Origin of the sequence: Chitinophaga sp. MM2321, assembly GCF_964033635.1 — a bacterium.
Lineage (GTDB): Bacteria > Bacteroidota > Bacteroidia > Chitinophagales > Chitinophagaceae > Chitinophaga.
This window is the reverse complement of sequence record NZ_OZ035533.1, coordinates 6,311,900-6,337,491: the sequence shown is the minus strand read 5'-3', so window position 1 is coordinate 6,337,491 and position 25,592 is coordinate 6,311,900. Positions and strand designations below refer to the sequence as shown.

Annotated in this window: 13 protein-coding genes; 4 read left to right on the top strand and 9 right to left on the bottom strand. The window is 45.9% G+C overall.

Annotated elements, in window-relative coordinates; translation table 11 throughout:
* The first annotated feature begins 103 nt into the window (after positions 1-103).
* Both ABQ275_RS24900 and ABQ275_RS24895 read left to right on the top strand, forming a co-directional pair.
* The gene (locus ABQ275_RS24900) at positions 104-1,093 is read left to right on the top strand and encodes an aspartate-semialdehyde dehydrogenase (RefSeq protein ID WP_349315856.1); all 990 of its coding nucleotides are present in this window, start codon (positions 104-106) and stop codon (positions 1,091-1,093) included.
* A gap of 323 nt (positions 1,094-1,416) precedes the next feature.
* On the top strand, positions 1,417-1,668 hold the full coding sequence (locus tag ABQ275_RS24895) for a hypothetical protein (protein ID WP_079471700.1): 252 nt from the start codon (positions 1,417-1,419) through the stop codon (positions 1,666-1,668).
* Positions 1,669-1,765: 97 nt separating this feature from the next.
* Here ABQ275_RS24895 and ABQ275_RS24890 read toward each other — a convergent pair whose 3' ends face one another.
* The 4 genes from ABQ275_RS24890 to uvrB all read right to left on the bottom strand — a co-directional run bounded on the left by ABQ275_RS24890 (position 1,766) and on the right by uvrB (position 7,793).
* On the bottom strand, positions 1,766-2,425 hold the full coding sequence (locus ABQ275_RS24890) for a DUF2461 domain-containing protein (RefSeq protein ID WP_349315855.1): 660 nt from the start codon (positions 2,423-2,425) through the stop codon (positions 1,766-1,768).
* 163 nt (positions 2,426-2,588) lie between these two features.
* Complete coding sequence (locus ABQ275_RS24885) at positions 2,589-3,671, bottom strand: porin (protein WP_349315854.1); 1,083 nt, start codon at positions 3,669-3,671, stop codon at positions 2,589-2,591.
* A gap of 267 nt (positions 3,672-3,938) precedes the next feature.
* Positions 3,939-5,330 carry an ammonium transporter gene (locus tag ABQ275_RS24880; protein WP_349315853.1) on the bottom strand — a complete coding sequence of 464 codons (1,392 nt, stop codon included), beginning with the start codon at positions 5,328-5,330 and terminating at the stop codon, positions 3,939-3,941.
* Between the two features lie 408 nt (positions 5,331-5,738).
* Positions 5,739-7,793: an excinuclease ABC subunit UvrB gene (uvrB, locus tag ABQ275_RS24875; RefSeq protein ID WP_349315852.1), complete on the bottom strand. Its 2,055-nt coding sequence runs from the start codon at positions 7,791-7,793 to the stop codon at positions 5,739-5,741.
* 104 nt (positions 7,794-7,897) lie between these two features.
* Here uvrB and ABQ275_RS24870 point away from each other — a divergent pair, with 104 nt between their 5' ends.
* Positions 7,898-8,689, top strand: a complete 792-nt coding sequence (locus tag ABQ275_RS24870; RefSeq protein WP_349315851.1) for a S1/P1 nuclease — start codon at positions 7,898-7,900, stop codon at positions 8,687-8,689.
* Positions 8,690-8,809: 120 nt separating this feature from the next.
* Here the strand turns inward: ABQ275_RS24870 and ABQ275_RS24865 are convergent, their stop codons facing one another.
* Both ABQ275_RS24865 and ABQ275_RS24860 read right to left on the bottom strand, forming a co-directional pair.
* On the bottom strand, positions 8,810-9,733 hold the full coding sequence (locus ABQ275_RS24865; protein ID WP_349315850.1) for a PfkB family carbohydrate kinase: 924 nt from the start codon (positions 9,731-9,733) through the stop codon (positions 8,810-8,812).
* A 79-nt stretch (positions 9,734-9,812) separates the two neighbouring features.
* A complete protein-coding gene (locus ABQ275_RS24860; protein ID WP_349315849.1) occupies positions 9,813-11,228 on the bottom strand; it encodes an MATE family efflux transporter in 1,416 nt (471 codons plus the stop codon).
* 394 nt (positions 11,229-11,622) lie between these two features.
* Between ABQ275_RS24860 and ABQ275_RS24855 the strand changes: the two genes are divergently transcribed.
* Positions 11,623-12,141 carry a hypothetical protein gene (locus ABQ275_RS24855; protein ID WP_349315848.1) on the top strand — a complete coding sequence of 173 codons (519 nt, stop codon included), beginning with the start codon at positions 11,623-11,625 and terminating at the stop codon, positions 12,139-12,141.
* Positions 12,142-12,333: 192 nt separating this feature from the next.
* Here ABQ275_RS24855 and ABQ275_RS24850 read toward each other — a convergent pair whose 3' ends face one another.
* The 3 genes from ABQ275_RS24850 to ABQ275_RS24840 form a co-directional block, all read right to left on the bottom strand.
* Positions 12,334-14,385: an OmpA family protein gene (locus ABQ275_RS24850; protein ID WP_349315847.1), complete on the bottom strand. Its 2,052-nt coding sequence runs from the start codon at positions 14,383-14,385 to the stop codon at positions 12,334-12,336.
* A gap of 66 nt (positions 14,386-14,451) precedes the next feature.
* On the bottom strand, positions 14,452-15,459 hold the full coding sequence (locus ABQ275_RS24845; RefSeq protein ID WP_349315846.1) for a PorP/SprF family type IX secretion system membrane protein: 1,008 nt from the start codon (positions 15,457-15,459) through the stop codon (positions 14,452-14,454).
* 112 nt (positions 15,460-15,571) lie between these two features.
* On the bottom strand, positions 15,572-25,210 hold the full coding sequence (locus ABQ275_RS24840) for a gliding motility-associated C-terminal domain-containing protein (RefSeq protein ID WP_349315845.1): 9,639 nt from the start codon (positions 25,208-25,210) through the stop codon (positions 15,572-15,574).
* Between the last annotated feature and the right edge of the window lie 382 nt (positions 25,211-25,592).

Sequence of the window (25,592 nt, the reverse complement as noted above, 5' to 3'; positions counted from 1 at the left end):
GTTTGTTAATTACATCTTAACAGGAATAAATAAGACACATTACTATGAAAAGAGGCCGTTATACACTAATTTTATGCTTCCAAAATTAAAAATGTAAAACAAAATGAAAGTTGCAGTAGTAGGAGCAACCGGACTGGTAGGCTCAAAAATGTTACAGGTGTTAACGGAAAGAAATTTCCCGGTGACTGAATTGATTCCCGTGGCTTCTGAGAAGTCCGTTGGTAAGGAAGTAACATTTAAGGGAAAAACCTGGAAGGTGGTAAATGCTGCAACTGCAATAGGCATGAAGCCCAATGTGGCTATTTTTTCTGCCGGTGGCAGCACCTCTCTTGAGTGGGCGCCAAAATTTGCAGCAGCAGGCATTACCGTCATCGATAATTCCAGTGCCTGGAGAATGGACCCGGAAAAAAAGCTGGTAGTACCGGAAGTAAATGGCGATGCCCTTACACAGGCAGATAAAATCATCGCAAATCCTAACTGTTCTACCATACAGATGGTGCTGGTGTTAAAACCTTTGCACGAAAAATATAAAATCAAGAGAGTAGTTGTTTCTACCTATCAGTCAGTAACCGGTACCGGTGTTAAAGCGGTAACGCAAATGATGAATGAAAGACAGGGGGTTACCGGTGAAATGGCGTATCCTTATCAGATAGATCTGAACGTGATTCCACAGATAGATGTATTTCTCGATAACGGCTATACGAAAGAAGAGATGAAGATGGTGAATGAAACGAAGAAAATTTTACGTGATGACCTGATCCAGGTAACGGCTACGACTGTACGTATTCCGGTGATGGGCGGCCATAGCGAAGCGGTAAACATCGAGTTTGAATCTGAATACGAAGTGAACGAGCTGCGTGCTTTGCTTGCAAATACACCAGGTGTAATAGTTGTAGACGATCCGTCTAAATCACTGTACCCGATGCCAAAAGATGCGCATGATAGAGACGAAGTGTTTGTGGGTCGTATCCGCCGGGATGAAACACAGGTTAAAACAGTGAATATGTGGATAGTAGCAGACAACCTGCGTAAAGGAGCGGCTACCAATGCTGTTCAGATTGCAGAATACCTCCAACAGAAGAACTGGTTGTAATCATGGTAATCATACTGTTGTGCTATGTAATTAGTGCCCTTAAAGGGCCTTAAGCGCAGCTCCCATATATGACTATACGAAAAGATATCTGTAAGTACTTAAAAGCAAGCGTTTTATCGCTTGCTTTTTTTTCTCCTTTTCATAAAAGAATAACATTCAAAACATAAAAATTACACGGAAGTAGTATTGATTTGTGACATATAAAAACCAATTTTGATAGTATAATCCTATGCCAACTATACTTTTACTAAAAGAGTAGTCCAATTTTAGAGAGATGCCGGATATTTTCGTTATTTTCTAATCAGAAAACACCCTTTAATCCTATGAAAACCAACACCAATCGTGAGCTTTTGTTAATGCATAAGTTTACCGAAGAGTGGAGTACCAACTTTTCCTCACAGGTATCCCGTATCATGAACATCGTTGATCAACAGGACACACTGGACGGAATAATTCCCATTATCGAAGTGGCAAATGTGTACAATCAGCGTTTTGCCCACGCGCGTACGGACAAAGAAAATCTGTTGAAGAACCGCAAAGCACGTCCGTTCGAATTTCTTATTCACAAAAATTAATCCTGGGCATTCCAGGGAAGATCAGGTTTATTAGTTTATAGGCTGGCAGATACCCCTTAATAAAAAACTATCCATAAACTAATAAACCTTACTTTTCTCAATCCATTGAACGGTTAATAAATTGCAGGAAGGGTTGCATGAGTGCAAATGTTTTCAGGATCTCTCTTACCATCGCCGGCTGTATACATGCTTCATCCGTAACAGGGTGTGTAACAATAAGACTTTTCAATTTAAGATAGGCAATAGCCGGGTTATCCGGTTGGTATCCCTGTGGTGCTGTTTTAAGGGCATCTCCCTCTACTTTTCCAAAATGTTTGATAAATTCTTTGTTGGAAATGATGTGTTCAAATTCTTCGAAGTTATAATCTATTTCCTGGCGCAGTTTTTTCAGCGCAGGTGCAGGCGGCATCCACAAACCACCACCGGCAAAACTATTGCCTCCGGGCTCCAGGTGAAAGTAATAGCCGGCTAACGGTGACTTCTTTCCACCTGCCTGAAAGGAGGCAGCCATATTTATTTTGTAAGGCGTTTTGTCTTTTGAAAATCTAACGTCCTTATATATACGAAAAACACAGTCTTTCAGCTGCAAACCGGCTAATGTGGCATCCTGTCTGGCCATACCGTCTATCAGTTGCTGCACCATATTCTCAAAATCTTCCTTGGCAGCCAGGTAAGTATCTCTGTGCTCATCAAACCAGCCTTTGTTATTATTCAACTTGAGTGACTTCAGGAATTTCAACGTGGAAGGTTGTAACATCTTATTTTTTTTACCAAGATAATGATCTGCCGGTTATGATTAAAATACCCGGAAAGAATTAAATCGTCCTGTCAGAAAAAAAGAAAGCCACCCCTGCCGGGATGGCTTTTGTTGGTTGGGGCTTTTCAATCTTTCTTCTTTCAAAATGAGCCAGATTCCGTTTTTAAAAATGGTATACTGCGGCTAACAGGACATTAGAGGTCAGATTATAAGGCGCCCCACCCGATTTGTTGAAAATATCGGCAGAAGCCTTATCCAGTCTGAATTCCGGGATAATAGTAAGGTTCCCTGCTTTATAGTTAAATGATAAGGTGCCTGCCAGCACATCCCCACCATCCGGCACGCCGCTGAATACTTTGAGGCCGTCTTTATCACTGAAATATTCACCTCTCAGCGTAAGCCCGAAATTGTCAGTGAAGTCGCAGTTAACATACAGCGCAGATCCCCACCAGTTTTTACTCCCTGACGGTGCAGATTTATCCCTGGTATCTGAATAGGTACTGTAAGTACCATTATACCCCAGTCCCAATACTTTATTGAACTGGTAGGTGGCTACCAGGTCTACCTGGTGGTTCTGGATACCAAAAGTATCTTTCCCTTCGAGGTAGTTGAGGTATAATTTGATGGGCGTTTCTGCCGGGGCAAAGCCCAGTTGTGCGCCTATATATTTATGACTGTTTAAGGTGACTGATTTAAGATCGGTAGGATTAAAAACGCCTACCATCGCGCTCAGAGAAGAGCTAAGTGCTATATCAGCTTTTACGCCGGTACTGAAAAAAGGGCCGTTACTAAACATGTAACTCATGCTGTAATTTCTGTTGAGATAGGCATCCACCAGTTCATAACCAATATGTGTGGCGTAGCTGCCAAGACTTACTTTTATTTTGTCTGTCAGCTCATAGGAAACATACAATTGTTTGATAGCCATTGACAGGCCCGTGGAGGCTTCCGGTAAATCATTGTAGGAAAATTCTCCTGCTCTTTTTCCAAAGCCGAGATCTGCTACAATGCTTCCTTTTTTAAACCCGTGTTCCACTTTCAGGGACACCATACCTAATTCAAAAGAATTATGTGAGTTGGTGAAGCTGGTTTTATTATCAGTGTAGTTACCGTTCAGGTTGTATTTATAATATACATCAGCAGAACCGGATAACTTGAACGCCGGTGCCGGCAAAGTGTCTGTAGACTGGGCGAAGGCAACAAAGGTGCTACCCACAGCGAATAAGGTCGTTAACATTCGTTTCATGTACTTATAGTTTGGTTGATAAAATGGTAAGTAACGATGCGGCCTTTTCTTGCGCGTTGTCTTGGGGGGTGCATGTTTGTTCCTCATAGAAGGAATGAATAATTAATAACTTAAAATCCGTTGCAGTTTCCACTTCTTACAGCAGACCAGCTATTAATTATCCATTCCAGTTTTTTCTAACGTTATCGCATATACGTTTTAATATAGTTGATAGAGATCTGTATCAAAGAGCTTTCTTTCATTTGCTATGATCATACGCAATATTTTTCAGGAGTGAATGAGTTCATCTTCTTCTTTGAGAAAACCGTTATCACTCACGCTTAATAATGCAGGATGATAATGTTCGTTGTGTTGTGTAACATCCAGGCCGAGTGCTTCTTCATCTTCCGTAACACGGAGCGGGTGAATAAAGTCGATCAGTTTGAAGATGGCGATAGACATCACGAAGCTGTATCCTACTACGATCAGCATACCCAATACCTGGTTTTTGAACAGGTCGAAGTTGCCATAGAACCAGCCGTCGTTGCCACCGGGGTTGATGGCTTTGGTGGCAAAAATACCAGTCAGCAACATACCCACGATACCACCTAAACCATGGCAGGGGAATACATCGAGCGTATCATCGATGCTGGTTTTTGATTTCCAATGTACCGCCATGTTAGAAATGATGGCAGCAATAAATCCGATGAATATACTTTGCGGGATAGCAACAAATCCGGCTGCGGGCGTGATAGCTACGAGGCCAACTACTGCACCGATACAGAAACCGAGTGCGGATGGTTTTCTGCCGCGGATCACATCAAAAAATACCCATGATAAACCTGCAGCAGCTGTAGCTGTATTGGTAGTAGCGAATGCGCTGGCAGCCAGGGCATTGGCGCCCAATGCAGAACCTGCGTTAAAACCGAACCAGCCGAACCACAGTAAACCGGTACCTAATAATACAAAGGGAATATTTGCAGGCTGCAACTCTTTCTTTTCTACGTGATCCTTCCTGCGTTTCAGTACCAGCGCACCAGCCAATGCAGCGCAACCGGCAGAAATATGTACCACCGTACCACCGGCAAAATCCAGTACACCCATTTTAAACAGGATGCCATCGGGGTGCCAGGTCCAGTGTGCAATTGGTGCGTACACCAGCAAACTGAATAATATCATAAACAGTACATAGGAAGTAAAACGAATCCTTTCCGCTACTGCACCAACCACCAGGGCGGGCGTAATGATCGCAAACTTCATCTGGAAGAGGGCGAACAACAACAGCGGAATAGTGGGGGCCAGGCTCCACGGGGCTCCTGACCCTACATTTTTGAACATAAAGAAAGTGGTGGGATCACCGATAAAACCGTGAACTGATTTACCAAATGCCAGACTAAATCCTACTACTACCCAAACAATGCTGATCAAACCGGTAGCGATAAAGCTTTGCACCATAGTTGAAATAACATTTTTTCTGTTGACCATCCCTCCGTAAAAGAAGGATAAACCCGGAGTCATCAGAAATACGAGAGAAGAGGCTACCAAAATCCAGGCGATATCCGCATTATTATATTCGCTCACATTGGCAAAACTGGGCAGTGTGGGAATAAAAATTCCAATTATTGCCACGATCGCAAGGAAAATGAATGGTAGATAGTCTTGAAATGTGTTTTTCTTCATAGCACTTGATTTTTAAATTTCTTAAATAAAAGTAGGTGTGAAATTTAAAACATCAAATAGAAGTCGATAAAAATAGAAATATTTAAATTTTAGGGGTGATATTTGGGATTAAGTCAATTATATTAATAATAATTGTAATGTTAATTATTATTTTTCGTCATATCAAAGTTTTTTAAGGCAGAAATAATCAGATTAAATAATTGATAATCAGATATTTGAAGAATAAATTATGAATAGATTAACATTTTTCAAAAAAGCCAAATGCCCGCGTTACTACAAGGTAGCAACATGGGCATTATCATATTGTAAATCAATAAATTATAGATTATGTAAAATAAATTACATTCTCAAACCAGCTAAAACATATTACATATAATTCTATATGCGTTTATTAAATCAGCCGGTTCATCATTGCTTCATTTCCTGTAATTCGCGTTCCATTGCAAACATCTGATCGCGTAAACGGGCAGCCTCCATAAAATCAAGATCACGGGCAGCCTTTTCCATATCCTTCTTCACCCTGGAAATAGCTTTTTCCATCTGCGGAATGGTTTTTACCGCAGCCGCAGACACTTTCGCGTATTCCATCGCATCTTCCGCTACCAGCGACAGCTCATCATGCACTGCATAAGGAGAAGACTCATCATAATGCTTGATCTGTAATACGGAAGTTTGCCCCATGATCTGCTCCTTGCTTTTCCGGATAGTGCGGGGGGTAATATTATGTGTAATATTATAAGCTACCTGCTTTTCACGGCGGCGATCCGTTTCATCAATGGTACGCTGCATACTGTCTGTCATCTTATCTGCATAAAAGATCACCAGCCCGTCCACATTACGCGCAGCACGGCCCGCCGTCTGCGTCAGGGAACGTTCATCTCTCAAAAAGCCTTCTTTATCCGCATCCAGTATAGCTACCAATGATACTTCCGGCAGATCGAGCCCTTCCCTCAACAGGTTCACACCCACCAGTACGTCTATATTACCCAAACGGAGATCCCTCAATATTTCAATACGTTCCAGCGTGTCCACTTCGGAGTGGATATATCTTGACTTAATATTAATACGTCCCAGGTACTTGTCCATTTCCTCCGCCATACGTTTGGTGAGTGTGGTCACCAGCACACGGTCGCCCTTCTGCACCCGCTTGTCTATTTCCTCCAGGAGATCATCCACCTGGTTCACACTGGGGCGTACTTCAATAGGCGGCTCCAGCAAGCCGGTAGGACGTACTACCTGCTCCACCACCACACCTTCTGTTTTCCGCAGCTCATATTCTCCAGGTGTTGCACTCACGAAAATGGTCTGGTTCAGCATATTCTCAAATTCGTAGAAGTTGAGTGGCCGGTTATCCAGCGCGGAAGGCAGCCGGAATCCAAATTCCACGAGGTTCAGCTTACGGGACCTGTCGCCGCCATACATACCGCCAATCTGCGGGATGGTTACGTGACTTTCATCCACTACCAGCAGGAAATCCTTGGGGAAGTAGTCCAGCAAACAGAATGGCCGCGTGCCTGGCTTACGACGGTCCAGGAACCTGGAATAGTTTTCAATACCGCTGCAATAGCCCAGCTCCCGGATCATTTCCAGGTCGTAATTTACACGTTCAGACAGGCGCTGCGCCTCTATCAGCTTACCATTCGCTTTAAAATACTCCACCTGGGCAAGCAGTTCATCCTGTATTTCAAAGATCACCTGTTGCATAATGTCTTTCGGCGCGAGGTAGAGGTTTGCCGGGAAGATGGCGGCATTTTCCATGGTGCCGATACGCTTGCCATTTTGCACGTCAAAACTTTCTATCTCTTCTATCTCATCTCCAAAAAAAGTAATTCTATACCCGTAATCCACATAGGGCAGGTTAATATCTACCGTATCTCCCTTTACCCGGAAATTACCCCGGTTGAAATCACCGGTAGTACGGCTGTACAAAGAGTTCACCAATCCATGCAGGAGGGTATTGCGACTTAATTTCTGTCCCTGTTCTATCCGGATGATCCCGTTTTCATAATCCGTAGGGTTACCCATACCATAAATACAGGACACGCTGGCCACCACAATAATGTCTCTCCGGCCGGAAAGCAGGTTGGAAGTGGCTTTCAGCCGGAGCTTATCCAGCTCCTCGTTAATAGCGAGATCTTTTTCTATATAGGTATCGCTCACCGGCATATACGCTTCCGGCTGGTAGTAGTCATAATAGGACACGAAGTATTCCACGGCATTATCCGGAAAAAACTGCCGTAATTCCCCATAAAGCTGGGCTACCAGGGTTTTATTGTGTGTGAGTACGAGGGTAGGGCGCTGTACTTCCTGAATTACATTGGCCACTGTAAACGTTTTACCCGAACCCGTCACGCCGAGCAGGGTCTGGAACGGTTCTCCTTCCTCTAATCCTTGTGTCAATTGTTTAATCGCTTCCGGCTGATCACCAGCAGGAGCATATGGAGCTTGTAACTTAAAAGGCATATTGAATGATCTTTTTGAGCAGTATTGTAAAAATACTAAAGAACCGGGATGTTAAAGTGTTAAAAAAGAAGCTTTAATTTAGCCCCTTAATCAAGGACGTACTTATGAGAAAAAAGATCTTAATGGGCCTGTTGCTGGCCTTTTTACTGCCTTTAGCCAGCTTTGCATGGGGTCCCAACGGTCACCGGATAGTAGCAGAGATAGCGTATCAACACCTTACACCACAAGCACGGAAAGCCATTGGTAGCATCCTTGGCCGGCAGAGCCTGGCCATGATCGCTAACTGGCCCGACTTTATTAAATCCGACACCACACACCAGTATGATCATACCAACACCTGGCATTACCTGGACTTCCCCGCAAATGTGAACCGTCCGGAATTTGACAGCTTACTAAAAGCCGCTACCGGCGAAAATTTGTATACCGAAACCCTGGCCATGATCAGCGACCTGAAAAACCGCTCGCTCTCCAAAGACAAAAAAGTATTTGCACTCACCTTCCTCGTACACATGATCGGCGACATGCACATGCCCCTCCACGTAGGAAGAGATGAAGATATGGGCGGTAACAAAATCCGTGTAACCTGGTTTGACAGACCCACCAACCTGCACCGGGTATGGGATGAACACCTGATTGATTTTCAGCAGCTCAGCTACACAGAATACACTAAAGCCATTGACATCGCCACCACCGCAGAAGTAAAGAGCCTGCAAAGCGGCACCATCGCCGATTGGCTCTATGATTCACATCTGCTGTCAGATAAAGTATATGAATACACCCAACCGGATGCAAAACTCAGCTACCGCTATAATTATGTATTTGTAAAAGATTTGAATCAACAACTCCTGAAAGGAGGATTAAGGCTCGCAGCGGTATTGAATGGAATCTTTAAATAATTTTGAGATTTACGAATTTTGGTATTTAGGAATTTAATTTTAGCGGAGATCTGAGCGACTATTAATACGCTTAGTTCTCCGCTAAATTCCTAAATACCAAAATTCGTAAATCTCAAATTTCTAAACAAGGTCGATATCGAAATTTACCAGCTGAACGAATTGTTCGAGGCGGGCGGAAATATCTTCATGGGTAATTTCTCTGAGGCGGGAAGTCCCAAATTTTTCCACACAGAAGGAAGCCATGGCGGAACCTACGATGATGGCTGTTTTCATATTCTCGAAAGAGATATCCTTTGTTTTGGCAAGATGACCGATAAAGCCACCTGCGAAGGTATCACCGGCGCCGGTTGGATCGTATACATCGTCCAGCGGCATGGCAGGTGCAAAGAATACGTGGTTTTCGTAGAACAACAGTGCACCGTGCTCTCCTTTCTTAATGATGAGATAACGTGGCCCCATGGTCAGGATCTTGCGGGCAGCTTTTACCAGTGAATACTCACCGCTCAACTGACGCGCTTCTCCATCATTTACCATCAGTACATCTACTCTCTTCAACACTTTCAACAGGTCATCCAATGCTACTTCCATCCAGAAGTTCATGGTGTCCATCACGATCAGTTTAGGCTTTACCTTCAGTTGATCCAGTACACTTATCTGCACCTGTGGCGTCAGGTTGCCCAGGATCAGAAACTCGCTACCCTGGTAGCTTTCAGGAATTACCGGCTGAAAATCGGCCAGTACATTGAGGTCTGTAGCCAGTGAATCACGGGTGTTCATATCCATATGATACTTACCTGACCAGTAAAAGGATTTCTCCCCTTTCTTGATCTGTACACCATCCAATGCCACGCCTTTGGCAGACAACGCATCCAGTTCCGACTGCGGAAAGTCTTCACCCACCACGGATACCTGGTTAATAGGCTTTACAAAGTTGGACGCAGCCCAAGCTATATAAGTGGCTGAACCACCAATGATCTTTCCTGATTTTCCGAAAGGCGTTTCGATTTCATCGAATGCCATAGTACCAACGACAGTGAGTGACATGCTGTTTGTTATGTGTTTATTGAGTTAAAGTTTCATGCAAAACCAGGCAAAGGTAATTACTTCTGCAGAAAGCAGGAAGCTAAATCTTCACCTGTTTCCAGGTTCCCCGGCGGAAGAGCAATATAGCTACTACCGCCATCGTAGATTCAGAAATGGCGATAGCCCAGAACACGCCCTGGGGGCCAAAATCCAGCCATACGGCCAACAGCCAGGCCAAAGGCATCTGCCACATCCACAATGCAAAAAGGTTAATGAGTGTAGGCGTACGCGTGTCGCCGGCGCCATTAAACGATTGTGTGAGTACCATACTATAAGCATAGGCGATGTAACCGAGGCTGATCAGTCGCAAACATTGTATCCCGTAATTCACTACCACCGGCTCATGTGTAAACAGCTTTATGATAACAGGCGCGCCCACCATAAAAATGATGGATACAATCCCCAGGAAGATCATATTGAAGAAAGCAGCACGCCAGGCCGATTTCTCCGCACGTTCCGGTTGCTTTGCTCCCAGGTTTTGTCCTACCAGGGCAGCAGCCGCATTCGCCATTCCCCAGGCCGGCAACATGGTAAAAATAACCACCCTGATAGCAATGGTATATCCTGCTACTGCATCTTTCCCGAAATAAGAAATAATGCGTACCATGAAGATCCAGCTGGCAGATGCGATCAACATTTGTGCAGTGCTGCCGGCAGCTATTTTCAGGATAGACACAATAACGGGCAGCGCAGGCGCCAGGTGTTTACGTGCAATGCGGATCAGATCTTTTCCTCTTATCAGGTGATACAACTGGTAACAAACGCCGGCGCTACGGCCAATGAAAGTAGCCAGCGCCGCACCTTTCAGGCCAAGCGCAGGCACAGGCCCCCAACCCGAAATAAGCAGGGGGCAAAGCAAAATGTTCAATCCATTGGAGATCCATAATGCACGCATAGCAAGCGCCGCATCACCTGCTCCGCGGAAAATACCGTTGATCAGGAACAGCAATACAATCACCAGATTACCGCTCAGTAATATCTTCGTATACACGTAACCGTAGTCAGCCACTTCCTGTGATGCACCCATCAGCAACAGGATCTCTTTGGCATAAAAAATACCCACAACGGTGATAAGCAGCGATATTAAAAACCCAAGGTATAACGACTGCATAGCAGCATGCGCTGCCGCATCCGGATCTTTTTCCCCTATCCGGCGCGCCACCATAGCAGTAGCCGCCACACTCAATCCCATAGCACCTGTATATACCAGCGTCAGTACAGATTCTGTGAGGCCCACTGTGGTAATAGCATTGATTCCCAGGTGGCTCACAAAAAAAATATCGACCACGGCAAACAATGACTCCATGGCCATTTCCAGGACCATAGGAATGGAAAGCAAAAATATAGCACGATCAATGCTACCGGTCGTAAACTCCTTTTCAGTACCGGCAACAGCTATCTTAAATAATTTGAAAAAACTGCCAACACGCGACAGCTTTGGCGTCTCTGTAGACATAACGAATCATTAAAATAATAAAAATGGAAACCAACAGCAGCCATGCTGCTATTAAATTGTGTGAAGCGGGAAGGGGCGACAAACGGGAAAACCGCTGTCTGATTAATTTTTCATAATGCGATTATTTTCACATCTTCAGATGCCAAACAAAAGTAAAGGAATTTTTGATTGATCAAAATTTTTCCCGATAAAAATATCAATAATCGTCTTCTCAAAAAAAATAATCGCTCCGGAAACACAGTGCAGTAAAGGATTGTAGCGGGCACAAAAATTGCATTTTAAAAAACACTTACCTGTATCTGTAACTTTTTATTTTGTATGTCGTTTAATAACAGGTAGGCGCCGGAAACCTGAACAAAAATTGCAACCTTAACACCTTCGTAAAACGGAAATTATGCTTATGTTTAACAAACATGCTCTCAAAACGGGAGTCGTGATGGCTACTGTATTGGGTATAACTTTTACTTCCTGCTCAAATGACGACAACCCGGACCCAGTGCCAACACCACGTTCCAAATCATTTACACTGAAAGGCACCGGTGCCGACGCTACTAAAGATGTAGGCGCCATCACTGTTACGGAAAACACAGACAGCTCTATCAATGTAATACTTTCACTTACTAAAAATGTGAAAGACACGTCGCACCAGGTATATTTTATTGGTGGCACCACCACCACACCTCTAACAGATACTTTATACGCCAACGAAGACGTGAAAGGTACGGGTGCTGCGATGAATATAGAGTTGTTTAAAAACGTGAAAAAAATTACACTCAAACAGGCTTCGGGCGCTACAAAGGATACTGCATTTAAATTTGATAACGCAGTACACTATGCCGCCTACCTGAAAGTGATGCACAGCAAGACTTCAACAGACACGCTTGCTATCGGCAACTTTGGCGAAAGCAATTAGTATTTCGTAAAATTAAAACTGTTCGGAGCATACTCTTTTTTTATAAAGGAGTATGCTTTTATTTTTCTGCATCCGGTATATTTTTTTTGAGAGATAAAAAAATAGCCGGCACTTACGGCCGGCTACTTCGTCGATAATTATAGGATATGGGAGCTCCGGGAACATAGCCCGGCAGCTTAATATGGTACTGGTTTACTGACTGCTGTTGTCTGTACTTACAGACACCTGTTTGCTCAACACTTTAAATTCTGTCCGCCTGTTCATCTGACGGCCTTCCGGATTATCTTTATGATTAGGCAGCGAGTTAGGTGCAATCGGATGTGATTTGCCATATCCTTTTGCGATAAGTCTTTCTGATGAAATGCCTTTACTGATCAGGTAATCCACGCATGACTGTGCACGTTCCTGTGATAATTGATCATTGAATTTAACGGAGCCGACACTATCTGTGTGTGCACTCATTTCAATGGTAATTTTTGGATTATCATTCAGCATATCCACCACTGTATCCAATACCATTTGGGATTCAGGACGCAAGGTAGCTTTACCGAAATCATAGTAGATATTATCCAGTACAATGGGTTTCTCTACTTCATAATGTTTGAGGCAAAGGGTTGGGTTATCCATAGAGTCTACACTTGTGAGTGACTCCGAATTAAAGTAGATGGCTTTGGTAAAATAATTTTCCTTTTCGGCCACCACTTTATAATAGCGTTGTACATCTACTTCAAAACTGTAACGGCCGGTTTCATCCAGGGTAATTGTCTGAATCGTTTTCCGGCGGATAGTATCCAGCAGGGTAACGGTTGCGCCTTCCAGCGGCTGGTGTGTATCACAATCCAGGATCAGGCCACTGGCCACTTTGCGGATCCTGCTAATACCAAAAACTTCCAGGCAGCAGATCGACTCCCTGTCTGAACTGATAAACCCTGCGGCAAAAGGATGTTTACTATTCAATGCCGTATAGTAGATATCATCTTTAGGGGAATTCAGCGGCTTACCCATGTTTACCGGTGCTGACCAGGTACCAAAGTCGCCTTCACTCTGGAAAAAATCCATACCGCCAAGACCTACACGGCCATCCGTACTAAATACCAGCACATTTTTTTCTGCATCATAAAAAGGGGCCTGTTCCTCATCTTTGGTATTAATAGCCGTACCCATATTACGTGCACCACCCGGTACAGTTCCGTTCATAATACAATACCAGAGATCATTTTTACCCATGCCCCCGGGCCTGTTGGAGGCAAACAGCAGGTATTTGCCATCCGCTGTAATAAAGGGCTGCATGGAGTTATAGCCTTCCACATTGATATTACTTCCCAATATTTTAGGTTCCTGCCAGCTGTCTCCATGTTTTGTACTCAGGTAGATAGCAGATTGTTTTACCCCGTTCTTTACCGTCCACCGGGTTACGTACAATGAGTACCCATCCGGCGACAAGGCAGCAGCGCCCTGATCATATCCTTTGGTAGCAGGAATCTTCTCCCGGCGACTGTGTTCAAAATTATTATTACCACCTATAGCGGTGTAGAGATCATTTACATAAGGCGTACCCTTTTTATCTTTTGCCTTTTGCTTTGTACTGGTTTTGGTGCCGTTGGGCAAAGGAGGATTATCGGCACGGGAAGAGGTAAACATGATTGTACCCTGATCTATCACTACGGGGGCGTAGTTAGCGCCGCCTTCATTTACATTACCGGAAGTTTTGGCGATGGTAAACCGCGGCTGCCGGCCTGCTTCCGCTATGGCAAATTCGCAGCAGGCAATTTCAAGCGGAACACGGGCAGATAGCTCGTCTGCCGCTGTATAGCTCTTTTTGAATTTATTAAATTCTTCCAGCGCCAGCTCATATTTTCCATTAGCCCTGAGGCAGATACCATACCAATAAGTCGCCTGGGGATATTGTGGATTATTGAAACCGACCAGTTGTGCATACCATTTTTCAGCATTGCCAAAATCGTTGTACAGGCGGTGAGATTCTGCTAACCTTGCTACTACCTGCTGGTAGTCTTTCAGCTTGCCTTTAGGGGGAACAACACCGGCAATGGTATAGGGCAGTACCTGTTCTGGTTTTATCTTAAAGCTGCCAAGGGCTTTATTGTAATACTGTGCAGCAGAATAATAATCTCTTGCGTTGTAATAGATATCAGCAGTATGCTTATAATCATAAACATACTGCGCCTGTATGGAGTTAATTATTCCTGCAAAAATTACCAGCCAGCAGAGTATAATTTTTTTCATGAGGGTACCATTTCTTGTTTCTGTATAAATATTTTCCTCCATTCTAATAGGATTTCAAGGTGCGAATTATAACCTGGGACAAATAAAATATTCTTCATTGAGCACTCTTCTTTTACGGCTGATGAAGGAAAGAGATACTTCAAAGCTCTGACTGCCATTCACCAGGCGGCGCATATTAGATGCATTGGCATCATAGCTGAGTCCCAGTACAAAGTTTCTGAAATGGAAACCGGCAAAAGGAATCACCGCATCATTAAAGCGGTAATTACCACCTAGCAGGAAGTCAAATTCCGGGTTTACCGCCAGCTGTGCATACATGCCGGCTACGATCTCTTCTGCATTCCCCTGACGCATGTAAAGCCCTGTTGGCGTAAGACTGAACTGCTCATTCAATTTTATTTTTGTACCACCATGAAAGAGGTAGCGGACAGGCAATCTTTTGTCTGATCCCGCAGATCCAAACGGATCTTTAGGTTGTGTAAGATGCGCAGCAGCAAATCCTGCAAACGGGTTAAACATATGATTAGGATTGCCATCAAAAAACACCGCACCTGCACCAGCATCAAATGCTGAAGAAGAAGTGGTGGTTACATTTTCACCATTGGCAATACTCGGATCATAACCTATTACAGGCTGATACTGGCTACCGGTCTGGAATTTAGCCGGATCAACCCTTCTGTTGATCACGCCGGCCTGAAGACCAAAAACGAGGCGGCTTGTTTGTGTTTTTCCAAATTTTACCCCGCTATAGGATACGCTGGCCATGCCATTAAAATAATTATACCCGGCATCACCGGCAGACATGTTCACTACATTGAGACCTACACCTATATTTTTATCGGTGGCAGCATCTACCGAAATACCGGCTGTAGAAAATGGTTTACCATAGTTGGCCCACTGGTTACGATAGTCACCACTGATCCTGTAGTCACCATCTATAACACCGGTCAATGCGGGATTTAACCACAACGGATAAGCATAATACTGCGAAAAGTGAGGATCCACCTGAGCAACAGATACTCCGGGCAACAAACTGCTCCATAAAAGTATTGCAACAATAAAAATCCTTTTCATAGGAACATTTTTTACTTGTTCAAGATTAACCGGGATGCAAACCAATGCAGCATTTGCATCCCGGCTATTATTAATGATTTTACGATTCAAACTACGGTGTCAAAACTGGATACTATCGCATGAGTGTTACGTTTCCTTTCTTCGTAATCACTGATCCATCCTGCATTGTAGCCTTAACAATGTATACGTATACACCCACTGGTTGTTTCTGTCCGCCCATGGTACCATCCCATCCCTGGCGTTGATCTTTGGAGGTGAATACAAGCTGACCCCACTGGTTATAGATCCTGAATTCGAGCTGGGCTATTGCGGTACCATATACAAGGTGAACATCATTGACACCATCGCCGTTCGGACTGAAGAGGTTTGGTACAAAGATGTTGTTGCCCTGCGGATTGGCTGTTGTACCTGTTACGCCGGCTGACAAAGCACTGTTCTGACATGTAGAGGCGCCTATGGCCCTTACCTGGAGCGTAACGTTCTGGTTAGGTTGCAGCCCCGTTACAGTATGTGTGGTACCATTAGCACCTGATGACGGTGGGATGAAGGTGACACCGTTATCCAGTGTTACTTCATAGCGTTGTGCACCGGTAATCGCGTTCCAGCGGAAAGTGATAGAGGTGGCAGTGGTAATATCTACTGTCACAACCGGTGTAGCCAGTGGTTGCAGGACAACTACTGCTGCCGCTGTTCTCGCCGTGCTGGCACAACCACCTGTAGTGAATACTTCCACATAGTAAGTGGTATTTGCAGTGATCGCAGGTGTAGTGAATACTGCACCGGTGAATAACGGCGTACCACCTGTTGAACTATTGTACCAGCGGAAGTCTGCACCGGCAGCATTGGATGTTGCCGTGAGCGTTGCAGTGCTACCAGGACAAACACCTGCTTCATTACCCGTTACCATCGGACTGGCAGGGGAAGGTGTTACGTTTACACTGACAGCTGTACGGCTTGCGCTCGGACAACCATTGTTATTGGTAGCTTCCAGGTAGTACATCTGGTTAGCGGTGATGACTGGTGTGATAAAGGATGCGCCGGTTCCTGCTGGTGTACCACCGGTTGGGGTAGTATACCATTTGTAAGTAAGTGTTGCATCCGGATTCAGTGCGTTCAGTGTAGCTGTCTGACCCTGGCAGGCTTCTATAGTAGCATTGGCTACTGCCGGTACCGCAGGGGAAGGATTCACGGTTACGATTACCACTGTTCTGCTGGCGCTTACACAACCGCCGCTGGTAGCTGCCTCCAGGTAGTAGGTAGCACCCACTGTTGGTGTGATGGTGAAGTCTGCACCAGTGAATACCGATGCTCCACCACGGGCTAAAGTGTACCAGTTATAGATGACACCATTTACTTTGTTTTTCACACTCAATATGCCTGTCTGACCGCTACAGATCGTGATCGGATCAGCCAGTGGCGCATCTATGGTTGTTACGACTGTTGCTTTTACTCCTTTACGGGCACTACTGCAACCAGCGTTATTCGTGGCTTCCAGATAGAAAGCAGTAGTAAGTCCTAATGGCGCAGTTGTATAGGCAGTACCTGTTGCCAGCAGCATACCATTAGACGGTGCATCATACCAGCGATAGGTAAGTGCCGCATCCGGATTCTGCACGCTGAAGGTGGCTGTTCCGCCAATACAGGTGACTACATCACCGGTAGCTATGGAAGGAATTGATGGAGCCGGATCAACCGTTACACTTACCGGTGTTCTGGTAGCACTGGTACAACCTGTACCAACCACTGCCTGCACAAAGTAAGTGGTGTTGTTATTGACCACCGGCACATTATAAACAGGGCCTGTAAAGAGCAATGAACCACCTGTAGCTGCATCAAACCACTGATAGGTAAGACCTGGCTGTTGTGTTTTCACTGCCACAGTAATACCGGTACCTGCGCATGTTTTGAGACTTGCAGCCATTACATCCGGTGCAGCAGGAGCTGACACCACAGTTACGGATGCTTTTACCCTTGCAGAAGGATTACCGCACTGGGCAATATCTCCCGTTGCTTCTACATAAAAATCGATGCTGTTAGTCAATGTACCGGTTGTATAATCCGGTCCGGTGAATACCGCGGTACCACCCGTTGCCACAGTATACCATTTGTAGGTAATACCATTGGTGGCGGATACTACACGGAGGGTAGCTGTTCCACCCTGACAAACCGTTAAGCTATTGGATTCGAGTACAGGTGTTGGTGCTTGCCCTGCACCTATGGATACTTTTGTTCTGATCGCATTGCTGCAATTACCGTTGCTTGCTTCTGCATAAAAATCAGTGCTGGCATTTAACGCACCAGTGATATAGTTTGCTCCGGTAAAGAGGAGATTACCACCGGTAGCCGCATCAAACCAACGATAGGTAACTCCTGATGCCGGTTTTTGTACAGCAAGCGTTACTGATCCACCCTGGCAAACAAACAAAGAAGATGCTGCTATAACAGGGGCTGTTGGTACACTGCTGGCAGTGATAGCAGCAGCTGTTCTGGTGGCGCTTGGACAACCGTTACCAACAAGAGCCTGCACATAGTAAGTACGGCTGCTGTCTGCTGTTACGTTGAATACCGGTCCGGTGAATACCAGGGTACCGCCGGTAGCAGCATCAAACCACTGATAGGTTACACCTGCCTGCGGATTCTTCACAGCAAGAGTGGTCGCCTGACCTACACAGGTATTTACATTGGCACTTATTACTGCCGGTGCCGCTGGCACAGGTACTGTATTCACAGTAGCCACAGCACGGGTAGAAGGCTTGCCACATTTGTTGATATCACCTACTGCTTCTACATAGTATTTTGTTGTAGCATTTACAACAGGTGTTGTGAAGATAGGTCCTGTAAAGATGCTGGTGCCGCCGGTAGCGGTAGTGTACCAGTTGTAAGTGACATTATTAACAGAGGATGTTACTTTCAGTATGGCAGTACCGCCCTCACAAACGGTTACCTGATTTGCATCCAGGATAGGTACAGGAGCTGTTCCCACACCGATGGATACTTTGGTTCTGGCACCACCGCTGCAATTACCGGAAGATGCTTCCGCGTAGAAATCTGCTGATGCCGTGAGTCCTTTTACTACGTAAACAGGACCGGTAAACAGGAGTGCTCCTCCGGTTGCCGCAGTGTACCAGCGATAGGTAACTGTATTGATGGCATTCTGAATAGTAAGTGTAGCACTATCTCCCACACAGATACTGATAGCGGAAGCCGCAATAACCGGCGCCGCAGGTGTTCCCTGTACGGTAATTTGTGCCGGAGCAGATGCTGCACCCTGACAACCATTCCTGGTGGCCCTTACGGTGTAAGTATAGGTACCGGAATCGAGTGTTGCAGGTGTCATGTAAGCGATGCTGTCGAGCAGGTGGTGGCCCTGACCATCAAACCAGCTATATACAACGCCGGACACAGGGTTCACTACGCTGAGGGTAGCCTGTGTACCCTTACATATCGCTGCATTTGTTACCTGTACAGTTGGTTGTACAATGGCACGCTGTGCATAGTTGAAGCCAATTTCTGTCAGCGCACCTACTATGCCTGATTTCAGTTTCACTTCCACACCATCAAATGGTTTGGTAGGAACGAAATACAACAGTGCACGTTTGCCGCCGCTGAGCAGATTGAGATGAACGAGCGGGTTGGATACCAGTACGGAATCGCCCGGTACATTACCGCTATAAGTAGTGAGTTGAACGCTTGCGAGTACCGCAGCAGAAAGGATCTGACCGGGGTTGGACAGCATTACTTTAACGGTATCACCCGGAGTGGATAAGCCGTTGAAGAATGCCCTCTGCCATACGGTTGCATTCAGTACGCCGAGGTTAATAACCAGCGAAGAAGCCGTATTGGCACTGTTATCTACCGCCAGTTGCGGGTTGTATACATTCCCCAGCACCAGGAGTCCGGAGCCGCCAATCGTCTGACTGGTAGCACCTTCGCAAGGAACAGGATTTTGTATATCCGTTACCGTTACTGCATTCACCGGTATCCTTGCAGACTTACAACTGGCTGCACCAGGTAAAGCTGCTTCCACCCAATAAGTAATGGTACCAAGGGTCGCAGATGCAGGTGCCGCGAAAATGGCGCCTTTGAACAACGTATCTGTACTGGCCTGACTGGCAAACCAGTAGAATTCAGCGTTTGCAGATGATGCAGTAGCTGTAAATACCGGCTGTTGATTTACTATTACGGTATCAGCCGCAGGGGTTACCACAGGTGAAGCCAGGGAAGAAGCGGTACCTACTGTAACTGCTGTTCTTGTTGCAGAAACTGTATTACAACTGTCGTTCACTGCTTCCACATAGTAGATGGCCTGTGCTGTCACATTTACCACTTTATAAGTAAAACCGCTATCTGTATTTAATTTGGTACCGCCGTTAGCTACATTATACCAGTTGTAGCTGTATCCTTTTGCAGGTGTGGCAACGGCCAGTACTGCATCAGAACCCGCACACACCTTTACATCGGTTGCCTGTACAACAGGCGCCGCAGGTGCTGCTGCTACTTTCACCGCTACCTTTGCCCTGCCTTTGCTGGCGCAACCATTACGGAATGCTTCCACAAAAAAGCTGCTGTCTGCAGTAAGTACACCGGTAGTGAAGGTAGCACCGTCTTTACCTGCCAGGTAATTTCCGTTGGCAGTATACCAGCGGTAGGTGATGCCAGTCACCGGATTCTGTACTCCGAGTGTGGTGGTATTACCTGCACATACAGTTACCTCGGCAGCCTGTACTTTAGGTTGTACCAGGGCACGCTGTGCGTAGTTGAAATCTATTGTTGTTAATGCACCCACTATACCGGATTTCAGTTTCACTTCTATCGCATCAAACGGATGTGTGGGAACAAATTCAAGTATCGCTTGTCTGCTGCTACTCAGCAGCACGAGTTTGATTAATGGATTATTCGCCATTACAGAATCGCCCGGGGTGGTGCCATTATAAGTAGTCAGTTGCACACCGCCCAATAAGCTGGCAGCAAGTACCTGGCTTGGGCTTGACAGTAATACCCTTACGGTGTCACCCGGAACAGATACACCATTGAACTTCACTCTTTCCCAAACCTGTGCATTGAGTGCACCAAGATTTATAACGAGAGAAGCACCTGTGCTGGCGTCATTATCTACGGCGAGCGCCGGGTTATATACGTTACCCAGTATCAGCAATCCGCTTCCTCCGATTGTTTGGGAAGTGGCGCCTTCGCAAGGTACCGGTGTTGGATTATTGAATGCGCCATAAACAACGGTAACGGGCACACGAATTGATTGGCAGCTACCACCGCCACTTATAGAAGCCTGTACCCAATAGATAACAGTTCCTGCTGTAGCCCGCGTAGGCGGAGAATAGGTAGGTCCTGTAAAGAGGCTATCATTGCCGGCCTGGCTGCCATACCACGTATAGATGGCGTTGGATGCAGGCGTAAATGCAGTGAGTACTGCCTGGGTACCAATATTTACCGAATCAGGATTCGGTGCAACAGCAGGCGCACTCAATGAAGATGACATCACCAGGTGAACGGCCTGTCTTGGAGATACTGCACCGCAACTGCTTACTGCTTCCACAAAGAAAGTAGTATCCCGGTTAATTGCCAGCGCCTTGAAAACATAACCGCTGTCAGTATTCAGCTTGGTGCCGCCGGTGGCTACATTGTACCACCTGTAAGTCATGGTACGATCCGGTGTAGGTATTGTCAATGAGGCGTCTGAGCCAGGACACAGGTTGATCGTTGCATCAGGACCAGGTACTACCGGCGCAGGAGACACCGTTACACTTACCGGTACACGTGTTGGATTGGCACAACCATTGGCGCCAACTACTTCCACATAATAGGTGACAGTACCCGCCGTTTTCAGCGTGTCTGTCGTATAAGTATTTAGTGAACTTAATACAGTGCCGCCTGTAGCAGTTGCATACCAGCGTACAGTTGTACCCGCAGCAGGTATTACAGACAAGGTTGCCTTGTTATTGATACACACCGTGTCTGTAGTTGTATTTATAATGGGGTTAGCATACAGGATGCGTGCACCATAAATATCAATAGCATTCAGCAGATTTGCCACTCCTGTTAACCTCACTTCCACGCGGTCGTAAGGAGCAGTTGCTGCTACGGTAGCAGCAAACTGATTACCACTCAGCACGCGGAGTGTGAGCAACTGTGACAGCGTTTCTGCTTTCACCAGTGTACCATTATTATATAAGGTAACAACCACACCACCGAAGAGACTTACATCCGCCAGTCCGCCAGGTGCTGCAAAAACAACCCGTACGCTATCGCCGGCACTTCCCGGAGTTGGGAATATCAGTCGCTGGTAAACGGAACCTCCCAGTAAACCTACCGGCATACTGAGATGGGTGAAGTTAGTGGTGACATTATCTATATCAGCCGTTGGATCCGTTACACTACAAAGGATACAACCCAGTGTAGTTCCGGATGCCTGGCTGGTAGGAACGTTACAATCAGGAGATGGGATAACCGGTCCTGTTACTACTACGTTTACGGCTACACGTGCTGACGCGCAGGCGCCGGCTATGTTCACAGATGCGTAGTAAGTATAAGTGCCCGGGTTAGTAAACGGACCTACTACAAAACTGGTTCCGGTTCCCGCAGGCGTGGGGGTAATGCCATCCGCATACCAGGTAATAGTTGCCCCAGGTACGGCGGCGGCAGTCAGTGTAGCCGGCTGACCGGTTGCTACGACTACATCTCCGGTAACTACAGGAGTGGCCGGTGCTGTGACCACTTTTACAACAGCCGCTTTCAATGCACCCGCTTCATTTTCACAATAGTTAGTACCGCTTACACTTGCATAGTAAGTATGATTGCCGGCAGCAAGACCGGTGATAGTTAGTTTACCGGCAGCATCTACTGCGTAGGTAACTGCACCTTCTGTAAGCCCGTTGGTTATCGGACCTGTTCTGTCTGCATTTTTATACCATTTGAAAACAGGTGTGGTTACCGTGGTGGATGTAGGATTGAGCACCGCGGTATTGCTTACACAGGCGATTGTAGTATCAGCCAGTGTGATATCTGCGGCAGTACCGGCTGGTGTTACCGTTACATTAACCGGCACCCGTGTAGGATTCGCACAACTATTGGCGCCCACTACTTCCACATAATAGGTTACAGTACCAGCTGTTTTCAGGCTGTCTGTTGTGTAAGTATTTAGTGAACTTAATACAGTACCGCCTGTAGCAGTTGCATACCAGCGTACGGTTGTACCCGCAGCCGGTGTTACAGACAAGGTTGTTTTGTTATTGATGCACACACTGGTATTGGGAGCATTTATAGTGGGATTAGCATAAAAGATGCGTGCACCATAAATATCAATTGAAGTCAGCAACGTAGCCACTCCTGTCAGTTTCACTTCCACGCGGTTGAATGGAGCAGTAGCTGCTACGGTAGCAGCAAACTGGTCACCACTCAGCACGCGGAGTGTGAGTAGCTGTGACAGCGTTTCTGTTTTCACCACTGTACTGTTATTATATAAGGTAATAACCACACCACCGAAGAGACTCACATCTGCCAGTCCGCCGGGCGCTGCAAGGTTAACCATTACACTGTCGCCGGCAGCACCGGAAGCAGGGAATATCAGTTGCTGATAAACGGAACCTCCCAGTAAGCCTACCGGTATATTCAGGTGGGTAAAGTTAGTGGTGATATTATCTATATCAGCCGTTGGATCTGTTACACTACAAAGGACACAACCCAGTGTAGTTCCGGATGCCTGGCTGGTAGGAACATTACAATCAGGAGATGGGATAACCGGTCCTGTTACTACTACGTTTACGGCTACACGTGCTGACGCGCAGGCGCCGGCTATGTTCACAGATGCGTAGTAAGTATAAGTGCCCGGGTTGGTAAACGGACCTACTACAAAGCTGGTTCCGGTTCCCGCAGGCGTGGGGGTGATGCCATCCGCATACCAGGTAATAGTAGCCCCGGGTACGGCGGCGGCAGTCAGTGTAGCCGGCTGACCGGTTGCTACGACTACATCTCCAGTAACTACAGGAGAGGCCGGTGCTGTAACCACTTTTACAACAGCCGCTTTCAATGCATTCGCTTCATTTTCACAATAGTTAGTACCGCTTACACTTGCATAGTAAGTATGATTGCCGGCAGTAAGACCGGTGATAGTGAGTTTACCGGCAGCATCTACAGCATAGGTAACTGCACCTTCTGTAAGTCCGTTGGTAACAGGACCTGTTCTGTCTGCATTTTTATACCATTTAAAAACAGGTGTGGTTACCGTGGTGGATGTAGGATTGAGCACTGCCGTATTGCTTACACAGGCGATTGTAGTATCAGCCAGTGTAATATCTGCGGCAGTGGCGGCGGCGGTTACCACCAATGTAACCAGTGCCTTGGCGGATTCGGTGGTACAGGTTTTTCTCGTAGCCGATACATAATAGCGGAAAGATCCCGCTGTATTTGTTGCTGGAGAGAAAGAACTGCCGGTACCTACCTGTGTATTAGTAGAGTCGTACCAGGTGTAATTAAGATTGGTATTATCCGGACTAAGCACATCCAGGGTAAAAGGGGTCGTATTCAGGCAGGTTGTTTTCGATACGCCTCCGGTAGCGGGAGCGGGGCCCATACGTTGGATTTCATTCACATTTAAGGTAGCCAATGCGCTTACCACTGAACCAAACCTCACCTGAATATGATCAAATTGGCCGGCGGAAGCAAAGGTCATTGTTTGTGGGCCAGAGCTGCCAGACAGCAGGTTAATTTTCAACAAACTACTATTGCCACGAATGGAATCCACCACTGTATTCCTGTTGTAGGTAACAATAGTGATGGCATCCAATACATCTGCACTTAATAAAACGCCTGAATTGGAAAGTATGATACGAACAGAATCCCCTGATTTGGATAATCCCGGGTAGATAGCTGTAAGTTGTGCATAGCTGTTTAATAATGTTGTTCCTGCTGTTGTATTCAACTGGGCGAAAGTTGTCGGATTTCCGTCCACTGCATTTGCCACACCCGAAATTGATCCAAGGGTAGCCAGTGCTCCAACTCTTCCATAAAGCACATCAATCGGGGCATCACAAGCTATCGCTCCGGTGGCCGGTGCATCGTAGTAGCCAGCATAAACAAGGATACTTACAGCAGCCGACAGCAGTCCGCCGTTGATAGACACCCTGATTCTATCATATGCAGCTCCGGGAGCCGGTAAAAATATTTCAGCCTGGTTTCCGCTGGCCAATAAATTCAGGATAGCCTCGGAAGCGGGTACTGGACTTCCGACCGGAGACGCTCCATTATAAGCCTGAATAGTAATGCCGCCGAAAAGGGCAGCTGAGAGGGCAGAACCCACACCAACTTTCACAGCGCCGGGCATTGCTCCGGTTGGGGTTTGGCCCGCAGGGAAAATAAGATCTTCATAAACGACCACATTACCCAGGCCAACTACCACACCAGCATTCAGCACAGCGGCAGTATTCAAGAATGTAGTACCGGTAACGTCTATCGCGCTGTCTGGTTTAGCTACATTACACAACACGCACACACCCAGACCGGTTGTGACAACATCATTTACCTGGTGATCGGCGTAAACACGTTTTGTTTGGGTTTGTGCCTGGCCGTCCATCATATTCCATCCGAATAGTAGGAGCAACAGGAGCAGGCTTTTCCAGGTAAGACGGGACCTCCATTTACGGGCAACCGGCACATTGGGTTTCAAGGTAGTTTCTCCCGAAGGTGCTGAGGTACACGGGATAGCAATAAAAGGGCAATTAGGAGTAGCGTTTGAATGCATAGCATCAAATATTTGAATAAAGGAATTTTCAGTTTCAATCAGTTACGATAAAAACTCTTAGGCGGCGGATAGGTTATGAACAAGCTCTAATGGAAAGCATACAGGGTTTTAATAAGTACCTCTTCCCTTTAAAATGTTAAAGCTTTGTTATATAAGTGGTACGAAAGTATAATGAACATGCCGTTATTGTGCAGGTCATTTCTGTTCATTTTGCTGTCAGAAATCTTTCTGTTCATTTTGCAAAATCTCTGTTCATTTTATTCATTTTGGTAGCGGGCTGAACAAAGGAAAAGGCTTCTGAAAGCCTCATTTTAAAATTATTTTGTGTGGCCAGGAAAGGAAATATTGTCTTTTTAATATTTTTTTAATATATATATATGGA

Excerpts from the sequence above, each read along its gene's own strand:
- ABQ275_RS24855 (WP_349315848.1), top strand. The coding sequence starts at position 11,623 with ATGCTTATGTTTAACAAACATGCTCTCAAAACGGGAGTCGTGATGGCT.
- ABQ275_RS24845 (WP_349315846.1), bottom strand. The coding sequence starts at position 15,459 with ATGAAAAGGATTTTTATTGTTGCAATACTTTTATGGAGCAGTTTGTTG.
- ABQ275_RS24840 (WP_349315845.1), bottom strand. The coding sequence starts at position 25,210 with ATGCATTCAAACGCTACTCCTAATTGCCCTTTTATTGCTATCCCGTGT.
- ABQ275_RS24890 (WP_349315855.1), bottom strand. The coding sequence starts at position 2,425 with ATGTTACAACCTTCCACGTTGAAATTCCTGAAGTCACTCAAGTTGAAT.
- ABQ275_RS24900 (WP_349315856.1), top strand. The coding sequence starts at position 104 with ATGAAAGTTGCAGTAGTAGGAGCAACCGGACTGGTAGGCTCAAAAATG.
- ABQ275_RS24870 (WP_349315851.1), top strand. The coding sequence starts at position 7,898 with ATGAGAAAAAAGATCTTAATGGGCCTGTTGCTGGCCTTTTTACTGCCT.
- ABQ275_RS24865 (WP_349315850.1), bottom strand. The coding sequence starts at position 9,733 with ATGTCACTCACTGTCGTTGGTACTATGGCATTCGATGAAATCGAAACG.
- ABQ275_RS24885 (WP_349315854.1), bottom strand. The coding sequence starts at position 3,671 with ATGAAACGAATGTTAACGACCTTATTCGCTGTGGGTAGCACCTTTGTT.
- ABQ275_RS24850 (WP_349315847.1), bottom strand. The coding sequence starts at position 14,385 with ATGAAAAAAATTATACTCTGCTGGCTGGTAATTTTTGCAGGAATAATT.
- ABQ275_RS24895 (WP_079471700.1), top strand. The coding sequence starts at position 1,417 with ATGAAAACCAACACCAATCGTGAGCTTTTGTTAATGCATAAGTTTACC.
- ABQ275_RS24860 (WP_349315849.1), bottom strand. The coding sequence starts at position 11,228 with ATGTCTACAGAGACGCCAAAGCTGTCGCGTGTTGGCAGTTTTTTCAAA.
- uvrB (WP_349315852.1), bottom strand. The coding sequence starts at position 7,793 with ATGCCTTTTAAGTTACAAGCTCCATATGCTCCTGCTGGTGATCAGCCG.
- ABQ275_RS24880 (WP_349315853.1), bottom strand. The coding sequence starts at position 5,330 with ATGAAGAAAAACACATTTCAAGACTATCTACCATTCATTTTCCTTGCG.